General features: G+C 61.5%; 14 protein-coding genes. 4 read left to right on the top strand and 10 right to left on the bottom strand.

Features of this window, described 5'->3' with window-relative positions; translation table 11 throughout:
• Nucleotides 1-31: 31 nt before the first annotated feature.
• The 3 genes from AB4874_RS05590 to AB4874_RS05600 all read right to left on the bottom strand — a co-directional run bounded on the left by AB4874_RS05590 (nucleotide 32) and on the right by AB4874_RS05600 (nucleotide 2,689).
• Nucleotides 32-661, bottom strand: a complete 630-nt coding sequence (locus AB4874_RS05590; RefSeq protein ID WP_368391243.1) for an MlaC/ttg2D family ABC transporter substrate-binding protein — start codon at nucleotides 659-661, stop codon at nucleotides 32-34.
• Nucleotides 618-1,391 carry an MlaA family lipoprotein gene (locus AB4874_RS05595; protein WP_368391244.1) on the bottom strand — a complete coding sequence of 258 codons (774 nt, stop codon included), beginning with the start codon at nucleotides 1,389-1,391 and terminating at the stop codon, nucleotides 618-620. Before AB4874_RS05595 ends, AB4874_RS05590 begins: the two co-directional genes overlap by 44 nt.
• A 131-nt stretch (nucleotides 1,392-1,522) precedes the next feature.
• Nucleotides 1,523-2,689 (bottom strand): lytic murein transglycosylase, encoded by a 1,167-nt coding sequence (locus tag AB4874_RS05600; protein ID WP_368391245.1) that lies wholly within the window; start codon nucleotides 2,687-2,689, stop codon nucleotides 1,523-1,525.
• A 179-nt stretch (nucleotides 2,690-2,868) separates the two neighbouring features.
• On the opposite strand from AB4874_RS05600, the gene AB4874_RS05605 reads away from it, so the two are divergent.
• A complete protein-coding gene (locus AB4874_RS05605; protein ID WP_295534147.1) occupies nucleotides 2,869-3,216 on the top strand; it encodes a hypothetical protein in 348 nt (115 codons plus the stop codon).
• Nucleotides 3,217-3,279: 63 nt separating this feature from the next.
• On the opposite strand, the gene AB4874_RS05610 is transcribed toward AB4874_RS05605, so the two are convergent.
• Nucleotides 3,280-4,455: a MalY/PatB family protein gene (locus tag AB4874_RS05610; protein ID WP_368391246.1), complete on the bottom strand. Its 1,176-nt coding sequence runs from the start codon at nucleotides 4,453-4,455 to the stop codon at nucleotides 3,280-3,282.
• A gap of 126 nt (nucleotides 4,456-4,581) precedes the next feature.
• Between AB4874_RS05610 and def (AB4874_RS05615) the strand changes: the two genes are divergently transcribed.
• From def (AB4874_RS05615) to fmt, 3 genes are read left to right on the top strand one after another with little or no spacing between them, the layout of a single operon-like run.
• On the top strand, nucleotides 4,582-5,127 hold the full coding sequence (gene def, locus AB4874_RS05615; protein WP_295534143.1) for a peptide deformylase: 546 nt from the start codon (nucleotides 4,582-4,584) through the stop codon (nucleotides 5,125-5,127).
• Complete coding sequence (gene def / locus AB4874_RS05620) at nucleotides 5,127-5,627, top strand: peptide deformylase (protein WP_368391247.1); 501 nt, start codon at nucleotides 5,127-5,129, stop codon at nucleotides 5,625-5,627. The genes def (AB4874_RS05615) and def (AB4874_RS05620) overlap by 1 nt, the downstream gene beginning before the upstream one ends.
• Nucleotides 5,627-6,523, top strand: coding sequence for a methionyl-tRNA formyltransferase (gene fmt, locus AB4874_RS05625; RefSeq protein ID WP_368391248.1), 897 nt, complete (start codon nucleotides 5,627-5,629; stop codon nucleotides 6,521-6,523). The genes def (AB4874_RS05620) and fmt overlap by 1 nt, the downstream gene beginning before the upstream one ends.
• A 13-nt stretch (nucleotides 6,524-6,536) precedes the next feature.
• Here the strand turns inward: fmt and AB4874_RS05630 are convergent, their stop codons facing one another.
• The 6 genes from AB4874_RS05630 to AB4874_RS05655 all read right to left on the bottom strand — a co-directional run bounded on the left by AB4874_RS05630 (nucleotide 6,537) and on the right by AB4874_RS05655 (nucleotide 12,878).
• Nucleotides 6,537-7,253: a dimethylsulfonioproprionate lyase family protein gene (locus AB4874_RS05630; RefSeq protein ID WP_295534137.1), complete on the bottom strand. Its 717-nt coding sequence runs from the start codon at nucleotides 7,251-7,253 to the stop codon at nucleotides 6,537-6,539.
• 12 nt (nucleotides 7,254-7,265) lie between these two features.
• Entirely contained in the window at nucleotides 7,266-8,258 is a 993-nt protein-coding gene (gene acuI / locus AB4874_RS05635) for an acrylyl-CoA reductase (NADPH) (protein ID WP_368391249.1), read from the bottom strand.
• Between the two features lie 11 nt (nucleotides 8,259-8,269).
• Nucleotides 8,270-8,911, bottom strand: coding sequence for an acrylate utilization transcriptional regulator AcuR (gene acuR, locus AB4874_RS05640; protein WP_368391250.1), 642 nt, complete (start codon nucleotides 8,909-8,911; stop codon nucleotides 8,270-8,272).
• A gap of 122 nt (nucleotides 8,912-9,033) precedes the next feature.
• Nucleotides 9,034-10,692: a peptidoglycan-binding protein gene (locus AB4874_RS05645; protein ID WP_368391251.1), complete on the bottom strand. Its 1,659-nt coding sequence runs from the start codon at nucleotides 10,690-10,692 to the stop codon at nucleotides 9,034-9,036.
• 53 nt (nucleotides 10,693-10,745) lie between these two features.
• A complete protein-coding gene (locus AB4874_RS05650; protein ID WP_368391252.1) occupies nucleotides 10,746-11,966 on the bottom strand; it encodes a phenylacetate--CoA ligase family protein in 1,221 nt (406 codons plus the stop codon).
• Between the two features lie 87 nt (nucleotides 11,967-12,053).
• Complete coding sequence (locus tag AB4874_RS05655) at nucleotides 12,054-12,878, bottom strand: ABC transporter ATP-binding protein (RefSeq protein ID WP_295534126.1); 825 nt, start codon at nucleotides 12,876-12,878, stop codon at nucleotides 12,054-12,056.
• Between the last annotated feature and the right edge of the window lie 17 nt (nucleotides 12,879-12,895).

Consider the following 12,895-nt stretch of genomic DNA (forward strand, 5'->3'; position numbering starts at 1 on the left):
GGGCGTTGTCATATCAGCCGTCGGGCAAGCCCTAGCCAGCCGTTTTCAAATCTTGAATCACTGCGTCGATGTTACCGCGACGGCGATCAAGCATCGCACCAATTTCGGCGCGCTCAGAGGCCAGCATGTTCACGCCCTCAACGATCAGGTTGAAAAACTTATCTTGGCCAGACCGATCCGAGACCTGCCAGAGCACCTCGAACGGCGCTTGGCCCTTGAGGATCGCCGTGGTTTTCACCTCATAGAACGTCTTGATCGCACGCGCGCCCTTCACCTCGAATTGCGCGCCGATGAATTCGCGGAACCGCTTGCCATATTTGCGCGAAAGATAGCCCTGATAGGCCTTTGTGAAGGCGGCCATCTGCGCAGCACTCGCCTGACGCGCCGCGACCCCCAGCGCCGAGCGGGCGATCACGTTCACATCCGCATATTTCGAGAAAATCCGCTCGAACATGGCATAAAGCGCGGGGCCCGTCTTGCCAGATCGGATGGCTGCGTTGGTATCGGTCACGGCGCGCTCAATCAGCGCCCTCGCCTGTGAATCATTCAGCGCAAAAGCCTGACCCGGCACCATCGCCCCGGCCAGCCCGGCAACCCCGGCCCCCAAAATGAAACGTCTATTGTAACGCAGGGTCGTCATAGGGATCATAGGCTGCGGCATCGTTTCTCTCCTCGCCGTTAAGTTCGAAGCGCCGGTTTTGCAAATACAACAGGCGGCTTTGCGCATAGCTATCGGCGCTGTCATGCAACACCGAATCGACGGTAGCGCTATATTTCTTGCGGGTTTCGACGCGCGCGCCCAAGCGGAACGCCTTGGCTACCAACCGCGGATCGGGGTCCAGCGCGTTGAGCGGATCAATCACCAGATCAACCACCTTGCCCAGTGCGTCACGCTCCGTCGAGGGGCCAAAGATCGGCAGTTCCAGATAGGTGCCCTCACCCACCCCCCAAACATGCAGCGTTTCGCCGAAATCCGTAGTGGACTCGGGAAGCGAGAACCTGGTGCCAGCGGGGTCAAATATGCCACCCAGACCCAGCGTCGAATTGATGATGAAGCGGAAGGTATTCTTGATCGCCGGTTCAGGGCGGCCTTGCAAAAGCGAATTGAGAACCATGCTTGGCAGGCCAAGATTGTTGCCCACATTGCCAATCGCATGCCCCACCGGCCCCACGGGGGGACGGGTATCATCCGGCGAAGGCGCGCGAAACAGCACGCTGTCCGCCTTTTTGTTGAACGCGTGGGTTTGGCGATTTGACGCCTCGTATGGATCGTTGATGCCGCTACCGCGCGGGGCGGGCCCACAGCCGGCAAGACCTGCGGCCATGCTCAGGATCAACGTCGCAATCCCGAGTGTCCTTATGCCAAGGCGCTGGGTGGTTGTACCTGTCACACGATCCCCTTTCGAACCCTACCGCCAGAGCAGCACGGGGTGCCCCGGCCCTTTGACATAATGCGCGCAGCCCTCACTCGCAATGAAAAGGGCTGTGCAATTCTGGAACTCCGCAGTCGCGCTGCCTGAATTCAAAGCGCGTTCAGCAGCGCCTGGGTGGGCCAACCATCGGCAGGCAGGCCCAACCGTTTCTGTTCGCTTTGGACGGCGGGGCGCGTTTTCGCCCCTAAAATCCCGTCAACCTTACCCACATCATAACCACGCGCCGTCAGCTTTTGTTGTAGCGCCGACATCTGAGCACTGCTTAGCCCCGCATCGGGATGGCCGGGGTCAAGGCGCGGCGCGCCTTCAAGCCGGGTCGCGAAATAGGCCGCCGAGGTGACATAGACAAAGCTTTTGTTCCACTCAAACAACACGCGGAAATTGGGATAGACCATAAAGGCCGGCCCCTTGCGCCCCATCGGCAGCAACACCGATCCTGGCAACCCCTGCGCCAGCCTCCCGCTGCGTGCGCGTACACCCATCCGCGCCCAATCGGCGGTGGAGGCTTGCGTGTTCAACCCGGTTTTGGACCAATCAAGCGTGGCGGGCAGCACGATCTCTTGCATCCACGGCTCACCTTTGCGCCAGCCCAGATCGTGCAGCATCTTGGCCCCCGACATCAGCGCATCCGGCGCAGAGGTTTTCAGCCGTACATGCCCATCGCCATCGCCATCCACCCCGTTGCGCAAGATGTCATCAGGCAGCATCTGCACTTGCCCGATCTCTCCGGCCCAAGCGCCTTTTTCGCGCTGGGGATCAAAATCACCCCGTTGATACAGTTTGGCGGCGGCGATCACCTGCGGGCGAAACAGCTCGGGGCGGCGGCAATCATGGGCGAGCGTCAGCAACGCGTTGCGGGTGTTGAAATCGCCCTGCACCTGCCCAAAATCGGTTTCAAGCGCCCAAAACGCCAATAGCACCCCGCGCGAGACGCCGTAGTCCCGCTCAATCCGATCAAAAGTCGATTTGTAGCGCTTGGCGTTGCGTGCCCCGTTGGTGAGGCGGTTCTGACTGATCACCGCGCTGGAAAATTGCAGGAAATCTTTGCGAAACACGCCCTGCGCGCGGTCAGCCCTCAGCACTTTTGGGTCTTGGCGCGCACCATTGAGAAAGGCATCGGCCTGCGCCGCGCTCAGGCCAGCGGCACGGATATCGCTGCGGATGCCACTGAGAAACCCAGACCAACTCCCTCCGCATTGTGCCATCACGGGCGCGGCAAGAATCGACAAGCTGAGGGCGAGAATCGGCAGGCGCATGAGCAGACTTTCTTATGAGATTATCGAGAGGCTAACGCGCACTCACAGGTCCGACAACAGCCAAGACGTTGCAAATACAGCACTCCATGCAGGTGCGGCATAAGATCGGACAAATGGTTAACTTGAATTTTACATTCGCGTGAGCAGCATAGAGTGCGGGGATGCTGCTGGAGGCTGTGATGGAATTTCTGCCCAAGGAACTGCTCGAAGGGCTGCGTGTCGCGCAGAAACGCAAGTCGGCGAAAACATCGCGTCTGCGCGTCTTGGCGGATGGCGCAAGCTGGCGGGTGCTGCGCAGGTTCAAAGGCGGGTTTGCGCTTGATGCGGATCGGGTCAGTCATCTGCGGGGGTATGTCGATCTATATGACGGGTCGACCCATATCGCGACCTGCCTGATCATCGCCTCAGAGGTTGCTGACGGCGAGTTGATCTGCAACGTCAAACGCGAGACCGCCGTCGCCGATCGCGCGCCGCTCGATTTCGTGTTCGAAGGGCCCGAGATTGCAGGCTACCTGTCAAAAGCCTAAGGCGGGGCGCGCCGTTGCCCCCTGAATGGCTTTGGAAAAAGGCGCCCGAACGGGCGCCTTTCGTTATTGCAGATCACCAAAGGCGGCTTGCAGTCGGCCCACGGCCTCTTGCACCCGCGCGCGCGGGGTCGCGATGTTGAAGCGCAGAAAGCTCTCGCCCCCCCGCCCGAAGGTTTCCCCATGATTGGCCGCAATTTTCGCGTCTTTCTCGACGCGCGCCGTGAAGTCTTCAGCCGCCATTCCGGTGCCGGAAAAATCGACCCAAGCCAGATAGGTCGATTCCAGCGGCATCGAGCGCAGACCGGGGATCGCATTCACACCCGCGTCGAAAATATGGCGATTACCCTCAAGATAGGCGGTCAACGCGTCAACCCAAGCCGCCCCGTCTGGACTATAGGCGGCTGTCGCCATCGCCAGCCCAAAGCTGTTGGGCGAGATCCCCAGTGCCATCATCCGCGCGGCAAAGCGTTCGCGCAGCGCGGGATCGGCGATGATCACATTGCCCGTATGCGTGCCCGCAATGTTAAATGTCTTCGTCGTCGCAGTCATCATGACGACCGGTTGGTCAGGGCAAGCCACGGTCATCGGAACATGGGTGTGGCCGGGCATCACCAGATCGTGGTGAATTTCATCGCAGACCAGCAAAAGGTTGTGGCGGCGACAGAACGCGGCCGTGGTCTCTAGCTCTGATTGGCTCCAGACACGCCCGCCGGGATTATGCGGCGAACACAAGAGCAGCATGGTCTCGTTGCCCGTCATCTGCGCGTCCCACGCATCGAAATCCATCTCATAGCGGCCATCTTCCAGCGCCAGCGGGCATTCGCGCACCTCGCGCCCCGCCGCTTTGATGGTGCGCGCGAAGGCATGATAAACTGGCGTCATCAGCACCACGGCTTCGCCGGGCTTGGTGAAGGCGTCGACACACAGCCCCGTGCCATTCACCAGCCCATGGGTGGTGAAAATCCATTCGGGTTCGACCTGCCAGCCGTGGCGATTGGACATCCACCACTGAATGGCCGCGTGATATTCGCGCATATCGCCCCAATAGCCATAGACCCCATGCGCCGTCATCGATTCCAGCGCGCGCTGCACACAGGCAGGCGGGCGGAAATCCATGTCTGCGACCCACATCGAGATCCCGTCCTCGGGGGCTACGCCAAAAATCCCCTCCATCGCGTCCCACTTCGCAGAATGGGTTCCGATGCGGTCGATCATCTCGTCGAAATTGGGGGCGGTCATATGTCGGGCTCTCCTATGTTACGCGCGCAACAGAGCAAATCGCGCAGACAGGTTCAAACCCCGATTTGTCTCAGACACAATCGCGTGCCATTGCAAGGACGGAACAGTTCGCCTAAATCCCCTGTCATGACGCTAAGACAGATCCTGATCCATCCCGATCCGCGCCTGAAAAAGGTGTGCGACCCCGTGGCCGAGGTCACCGACGAGATCCGCAAACTCGCCGATGACATGCTTGCGACCATGTATGAGGCCCCCGGCATCGGGTTGGCCGCGCCGCAGGTTGGCGTGATGAAACGGCTGTTCGTGATGGATTGCGTCAAGGAACAAGACGCCACGCCCGAGCCGATGGTGCTGATCAATCCCGAGGTCAGCTGGGTCTCGGACGAAAGCAATGTCTACGAGGAAGGCTGTCTGTCCATCCCCGAGCAATATGCCGAAGTCACCCGCCCCGCCGAGGTGCGCATGCGCTGGCTGGGTCTGGATGGGCAAAGCCACGAAGAGCAGTTCGACGCGCTCTGGGCAACCTGCGCGCAGCACGAATTCGACCATCTCAACGGCAAGCTGTTCATCGACTATCTCGGTCCGATGAAGCGCAAGATGATCACCCGCAAGATGGAAAAGCTGAAACGCGAGCGCGCACGTGAAGCGGGCTCGAAGGATTTCCTTTCCTGATGGCCGTGCGCGCCTTCCTGCCTTATGACGACCGCCGCTTGCATCGCCCCGCCGAACCGGTCGAGGCGATCACCGAAACCGTTCGCATGATCTGGGACGACATGGTCGAAACGATGGATGCAATGCCCGGTGTCGGCTTGGCCGCACCGCAGATCGGGATCACCCTGCGTCTGGCCGTTGTCGACGCCTCGGACAAGCGCGGGCAAGCCGTGCGCATGGCCAATCCCGAGGTGCTGCATGCCTCGGTGCAGATGCGCAAACATGACGAGGCCTCGCCCAACCTGCCCGGAGTTTTCGCTCCGATCGAACGCCCGCGCGCCGTGACGGTGCGGTTTCTCAACGAAAGCGGCGAAAGCGAAGATCGCGATTTTGTCGGGCTTTGGGCGACCTCAGTGCAGCACCAGATCGACCATCTCAACGGTAAGCTTTACGTCGATCACCTGACGCCGCTTCGCCGCAAGATGCTGGTGCAAAAATCCAAGAAACTGGGGAAAGCCTGATGCGGGTGATCTTCATGGGCACGCCCGATTTCTCGGTTCCGGTGCTCGAGGCCTTGGCGCGCGACCATGATGTCGTCGCGGTCTATTCGCAGCCTCCGCGCCCTGCTGGTCGCGGCAAGAAAGATCGCCCCTCGCCAGTGCAGCTTTGCGCCGAAAAGCTGGGGATTGAGGTGCGCACGCCGCGCAATTTCAAAGCGCCAGAGGATCGCGAGGCTTTCTCCGCGCTCAATGCCGATATCGCCGTGGTCGTCGCCTATGGGCTTATCTTGCCGCAAGCGGTGTTGGATGCGCCCGCGAATGGCTGTCTGAACATTCATGCCTCGCTGTTGCCGCGCTGGCGTGGGGCGGCACCGATCCACCGCGCGGTGATGGCGGGCGATGCGCAGACCGGGATCTGTATCATGCAGATGGAGGCGGGGCTGGATACCGGCCCTGTGCTGCTGCGCGAAGCCACCAATATCGGCGCAACCGAAACCACCGGCGTGCTGCATGACCGGCTGTCGCAGATGGGCGCACGGTTGATCGTGGATGCGCTGGCGCAGATCGACAACCTGACGCCCGAGGTGCAGCCCGAAGCGGGCGTGACCTATGCCACCAAGATCGACAAAGCCGAGGCGCGCATCGACTGGTCGCGCCCCGCCGCCGAGCTGGTGCGCCATATCAACGGGCTGTCCCCGTTCCCCGGCGCTTGGGTCGCGATTGGAGACGAACGGGTGAAGCTGCTTCATGCCGCCTTGTCCGAGGGGAACGGCCCGGCTGGCCGCGTACTGCATGGGTTCACCATTGCCTGCGGCATCGGTGCTTTGGAGGTGCTGCAAGCCCAGCGCCCCGGCAAGCGCCCGATGGCCGCGCAAGATATTCTGCGCGGATTGGATTTGCCCGATACGCTGAACTGATCAAAGCGCCCGCTTAGATCCCCTGCACACTCCGCTTGCGTGTCTTGGAAAATTTCATCCCCGGTGTCGCCAACTTGTCGCTTGGACCGATCCAGGCATAGGCCAGCAGGCACGGGTCGAAATCACCTGTGGTGATGCGATGTTCATGCCCCGGCTTGTTCAGAATCAGCGAGCCCGGCGCAAACACCGCAAACTCGTTTTCCGACCAATCGCCCGCAATCGAGATATAGCTTTCCTCGATATCGAGATGGCTGTGCTGAGGATAGGTGGTGCGCGGCGCAAACAGCACGAAACCCAGTGTCAGGCGCTCTGACAGGATCGGACCTTGCGGGCCGAGCACCTCGCAATAGGCGTATTTCTGCGCCAAATGCTGTGGCACGCGCTCATACCCGTAATCCCATGTCAGCTGCGCGCTGGCGCGTTCCAACGCCCGGCTCATTCTGGCCATTGGGCCGCTCGCCGCGAGGTCGAAAGCACGCGGCAAATGTGCGGTAACCGGTTTGTTCACCGGCTGACGCGGCGCAATGAGCGGATTGGAATCGATCGTGTAGGACAGGCTGTCGCGCACCTTCTTTCGATGCCCGCGGATCGCCTTGCTGCCCCCTGCAGAGCCGCGCGCGTAGATGCCGTGGAATTCTTGCAACAGGTAGGTCCAAGCCGGGCAGTCACGCAACCGGGCCTGCCCCGGTTGCGCGGCCTCTATTTCGGTGGGCGGGTTGGTGTCGCTCATCGCCCCCCCCTCTTAGCCAAGCTCGGGGGCGACGGGTACGACGATCCGGCCGCGCACCTGCCCTTCGAGGAATTTCGGGGCCGTGGTGATCACATCCTTCAGCGCGACCTCGACCACCATCGATTCCAGCTTTGCCATGTCAAGATCACGCGCCAAGCGTTGCCACGCCTCGATTCGCCGGGGGCGCGGGCACATCACGCTATCGACCCCGGCAAGGGTGACACCGCGCAGAATGAAAGGCGCAACCGAGCTGGGCAGATCCATGCCGCCTGCCAGACCGCACGCCGCGACCGTGCCGTGATATTTCATCATCGAGATCAGATTGGCGAGAACCGTGCTGCCCACCACATCAATCGCGCCTGCCCAACGCTCTTTGTTGAGGGCGCGCGGCTTACCCGACAACTCCTCGCGCGCCACGATTGACGACGCCCCGAGCGATTTCAGATACTCCGCCTCGCTTTCGCGCCCGGTGACCGCAGCCACGGTGTAGCCCTTGGCCGCGAGCAGCGCGATGGCCACGCTGCCGACACCGCCCGAGGCCCCGGTCACAACCACTTCGCCGCTCTCGGGCGTCACGCCATTGGCCTCAAGTGCCATCACGCACAGCATCGCAGTGTAGCCCGCCGTGCCGATCGCCATCGCCTGACGCATCGAGATTCCCTCGGGCAGCGGCACCAGCCACTCGCCGCGCAGATGCGCGCGCGCACCCAGCCCGCCCCAGTATTTCTCACCCACACTCCAACCGTTGAGAACAACGCGGTCGCCGGGCGCATAATCGGGATGCAGGCTTTCGCGCACGATCCCGGCCAAATCGATCCCCGGCACCATCGGGAAGCTGCGCACAACCGGCGCGGCCCCGGTCAATGCCAGCGCATCTTTGTAATTCAGCGTGGAATAGGCGACATCCACGGCCACTTCGCCCTCGGCCAGCGGCGGCAGATCAATGTCGCGCAACGAAACGCTTTGGGTCTCGTCAGTCTTTTCAATCACGATGGCTTTGGTCATTGGGAACTCCGTCATTTCGATACGAGGCGCAGGAATCCGGCAGTAAATTGCCGCAGCGGCGCGGGGTTGCGTTCGAGTTTGGCGCGCAGGACCGCGCCTTCCCAGCCGGTCCAGAACAGCGCGGCAAGGATCTCTGGGTCTTGATCTGATGCGATCTCACCTGCGTCTTGAGCGGCACGCAGACAGGTTGCGGTCATGTCTTGCCAGCCCTCAAGCACTGCGATCAGCTTGGCGCGATAGTCTTCGGGCAGCGAGGTCATCTCTTGACCAAGATTGCCGATCAGGCAGCCGCGCCGAAACCCGAACCGGGCCATCCCGGCCTCGGCCATCGTGGCGAAGTCCTGCAAACGCGCCAGTGGCGTTAGGTCGGCTCGCCCCAGACTGCGCGCGATCTGGGCCCGAAAATACGCGTCATATTCCGCGATCAGCGCCATGCCATAGTCCGCCTTTGAGCGGAAATGATGATAGAACGCGCCCTTGGTCACGCCCGCATTCGCGACGACATCGTCCAGACGCACCGCGACATAGCCCCGTTCTGTCAGCTGCGCGAGCCCCGCGCGCAGCAACGCTTTGCGCGACGCCTGCGCATCAGGCGCAAGGGGCGGGCGACCACGGGGGCGGGGCTTGGCGGACGAGGGGTTAGAAGCACGCATGCATATTTAATATACCAGTCGGTATATTAAATAAAGCGGAGTGTATTGAGACCTTAGCATGGCGTCGCTGCGCGCGCCCGAAACCGTCATGAAAAAGGGGCGACCAAGCCGCCCCTTTTGCCTTAGCGAAACCCGATGGCACCGGCCAAAAGCTGTGCCACGGTTGCCTGAGTCAGATAGCCCGTCGCAGGCAGCCCGCCGGCTGTTTGATAGCGCCGGATCGCGCGGCGGGTTTCGGGGGTGAAGGCGCCATCAACCTTGCCCGGCTTCAACCCCATCTGCGATAGCCGTTGTTCCACCAACTGCCGCGCTACACTGGGCAAACCCAAGGCGTCTTCGGTTGCCTTGGCTTGGGCCACCTGTGCGCTGTCCTGGTTTTCCTGCTGCAGTTCGGAGATGCGGGCCTCGGCCTCGGCTTGGAAGGCGGGTTTGTCGCGACTTGAAAGATACTCGCGATAGGCCGCGACCGTGTCGGCCTTGCGCGCAGCATCCCAATCCCCACGATCCGCCGATTGCGCATCCGCCCGACGTGCGGCCTCAATCGTATCAAGCCGCTCTTGCGCCAAATCCGCAAACAGCCCATCGGGATATTTCTTGAGATAAGCGCGCAGGCCCGGCTCATCCCCGGCCTTGCCCGTTTGCTCCCAATAGGCGCGATCCTGCGTGTCAATCTCTGCCTGACGCGCCTTGGCTTCGGCATCCAGTTCGGCAGAACGCTTTTCGCCCTGCGCAGACAGTTTGGTCAGCTGCTCGGAGCTTAGATAGGATGTGCCATCAAACCCGTTTGCCTGCTGCCAACGCGAAATGGCGCTGCGCGAACCGGGGCCGAATATCCCGTCAACGCCCTTCGGGTCAAACTGAAGGATGGTCAGATTCTGCTGCACCTCGCGGCGCTGATCGCGCGACAGGTTGAGTGCCTTTTCGACCGCCTTGGCCTGCAACTCGGGTTCCGCCTTGAGCGTCGCGATGCGCGCCTTGGCATCCGCCGCGTTTGCGCCATTGGGATAGCGCTTGAGATATAGCTGATAGGCGTCAATCGTGTCTTCGGAGCTCGCGAGATCCCAATAAGGCGAGGCAGGATCGGCGGCGGGCGTTTTGACCGGAGCAGGTGAAGGGGTGTTCGGCTGGCTTTGCACATTGATTAACGCACGTTCCGGCATCGCAAACCCCGAGGCCGTCAGCCCCGCTTCGCGCGCCGCCTGAGCAAGGGGCATGCCGGGTTGCACCAGCGCGCCGCCCATAACGGCAGCCACTTGTTTGGGCTCTCCACGCAGGACGCTCACGCCCTGAGGAATGTCGAGCGTGCCAATGCCCGGCATCGTCAGCCCGGACATGCCCGTCTCGGGGTCCGGCGCGCCCAACAGCAACACCGCTTTCCCCGGATGGGCCGCCAAAACGGTCATCACAGCGGACAGCGGCAAAGCCTCGCTGACCGCTTCGGGCAAAGTGGCATCGCGCGCATCCACGGGCAAAAACCACGTCTCGGAATTGCTGTGGACAAAGCGCCCAGACAACGCGACGACAACCGTGTCCGCCCCCTGCGACTCCGCGACAAAATCGCGAAAGCGCGCGCGGATCTCGCCCGCATCGGCATTGTCCTGATCGAAAACCGCGAACCCGGCCTGTTTCAAACCCGACTGGGCGGCAATCGAGGCATCCCCCGCTTTGACATCGCCCATTCGGTCGTAATTCGCATTGCCCAAGATCAGCGCCAAATCGGCCGCATTCGCAGGCACGGCAAGCGCCGCAATCGCGGCCCCCGTCAACAATAGTTTACGCATGCTATCCTCCGTCTCTCTAAACGGATTAACACAGAAGCACGCGTAAAAGTTCCTCAATCATAGCTGCGCTGGTCGTCAATGACCTTGCCATCATTGGGCAAAGCGCCCGGAGCAACCAGTTCGATCACCCCTTTCATCTTGAGTGCAGCGCGAATGCCAGCGTCGAATTGGGCTGCATCGCTGCTCTCGGTTTCGACCTGCACGGTCATCACATCCATCTCGCCCGAACGACTGGCAATGACGCGGGCCTTTTGCACCTGCGGATGGGCCGCGACAAAGGCCGCAACCTGTTCGGGGCGCACGAACATGCCCTTGATCTTGGTCGTTTGATCGGCGCGCCCCATCCAACCCTTGATGCGCATATTGCTACGTCCACAGGGGGAGGCCCCCTCCATCACAGCCGAAAGATCGCCCGTCGCAAAACGGATCAGCGGATAATCGGGGTTCAACGTTGTCACCACGACCTCACCCACTTCGCCGGGGGCGACCGGGTCACCCGTGCCGGGACGCACGATTTCGACGATCACGCCTTCATCGACGATCATCCCTTCCATCGCGGCACTTTCATAGGCGATATTGCCCAGATCGGCAGTGGCATAGCATTGCAGACAGGCGATGCCGCGATCGGCGTAAAGCTGGCGCAAGCTGGGAAAGAGCGCGCCCCCCGAGACTGTGGCCTTACGCAGCGCCAACCGCTCGCCCATCTCGTCGGCCTTCTCGAGGATGATACGCAGGTAATCGGGCGTGCCCGCATAGACGGTCGTGCCAATATCGGCGGCGGCACGCACTTGCAGCTCGGTCTGACCCGTGCCCGCAGGTAGCACAGCGGCACCCACCGCCCGCACCGCATTTTCAAACATCATGCCCGCGGGCGTCAGGTGATAGCCAAAGCAGTTTTGCACAATGTCACCGGGGCCCACCCCCGCAGCATGGGCAAAGCGCCCCAGCCGCCACCAGTCATGGCTGACATCGCCGGGCTCATAGATTGGGCCGGGAGATTGAAAGATATGGGCGAAAGCGGTCAGTGGTTTGGTGATTAGCCCGCCCAAGGGGGGCGCCCCTTTCTGGGCCGCGCCCAAATCGGATTTGCGCAGCACGGGAAGACGCGCCAGCGCCGCACGCGATGTGACTTGCGAGGCATCCACGCCCGCCAAATGCGCGGCCATCCCCGGGGCTTGCAGCGCCTTGGCGATCACGCCCGGAAGAGCGGCGGCCAAAGCGGCTTCACGCGCATCAGCCGATCGGGTTTCCAATTCGTCGAAATGCTTACCCATCTCTCGACCCTTTTCCTGTTATGGGCAAACTGCCCCCTGCCGCTCAGAACTTCTGCGCAGCAATTGTTCAATTTCAAAGACTTAAAGTCACGCCAGCCAGCGCTTGCGGCGACGATAGCTGCGCACATCGCGGAACGATTTGCGCCCGTCATCGCCAACGCCCAAGTAGAACTCTTTCACGTCCGGATTTTCACGCAGATCGGCGGCCGGGCCGTCCATCACGATGCGCCCGCTTTCCAGAATATAGCCGTAATGCGCGTAGCGTAGCGCGACATTGGTGTTTTGCTCGGCCAATAGAAAGGTCACGCCTTCATTCTCATTAACCGATTTCACGATCTCAAAAATCTGCTCAACCAATTGCGGCGCCAACCCCATCGAGGGCTCGTCCAGCAAGATCATCTCGGGGCGGCTCATCAGCGCCCGGCCCATTGCGACCATCTGTTGCTCGCCGCCCGAAGTGTAGCCCGCTTGCGATTTGCGGCGCTCTTTCAGGCGGGGGAAATAATTATAGACCATCTCAAGATCTGCCTGCACGGCGGCGCGGCCATCCTTGCGGGTATAGGCCCCGGTCAGCAGGTTCTCTTCAACGGTGAGGTGTTCGAAACAATGCCGACCCTCCATCACCTGAATCACGCCTTTGCGCACCAGATCCGCCGGGGCGCCATCTTCAACCCGCTCGCCACGGTAGATGATACTGCCCTTGGTGACCTCGCCGCGTTCGGATCTCAGCAGGTTCGAGATCGCCTTGAGCGTCGTCGTCTTGCCCGCGCCGTTACCACCCAGAAGCGCAGTGATCCCGCCTTTGGGCACGCTGAGGCTGACGCCTTTCAAAACAAGGATGACGTGATTGTAGATCACTTCGATATTGTTGACCTCAAGCAGGGCCGCATCGGTTTTGACGTCATCGAGCATGGGAAAAACTCCGAGGG

The sequence above is a fragment of the Thioclava arctica genome, from assembly GCF_040892615.1.
GTDB lineage: Bacteria > Pseudomonadota > Alphaproteobacteria > Rhodobacterales > Rhodobacteraceae > Thioclava > Thioclava arctica.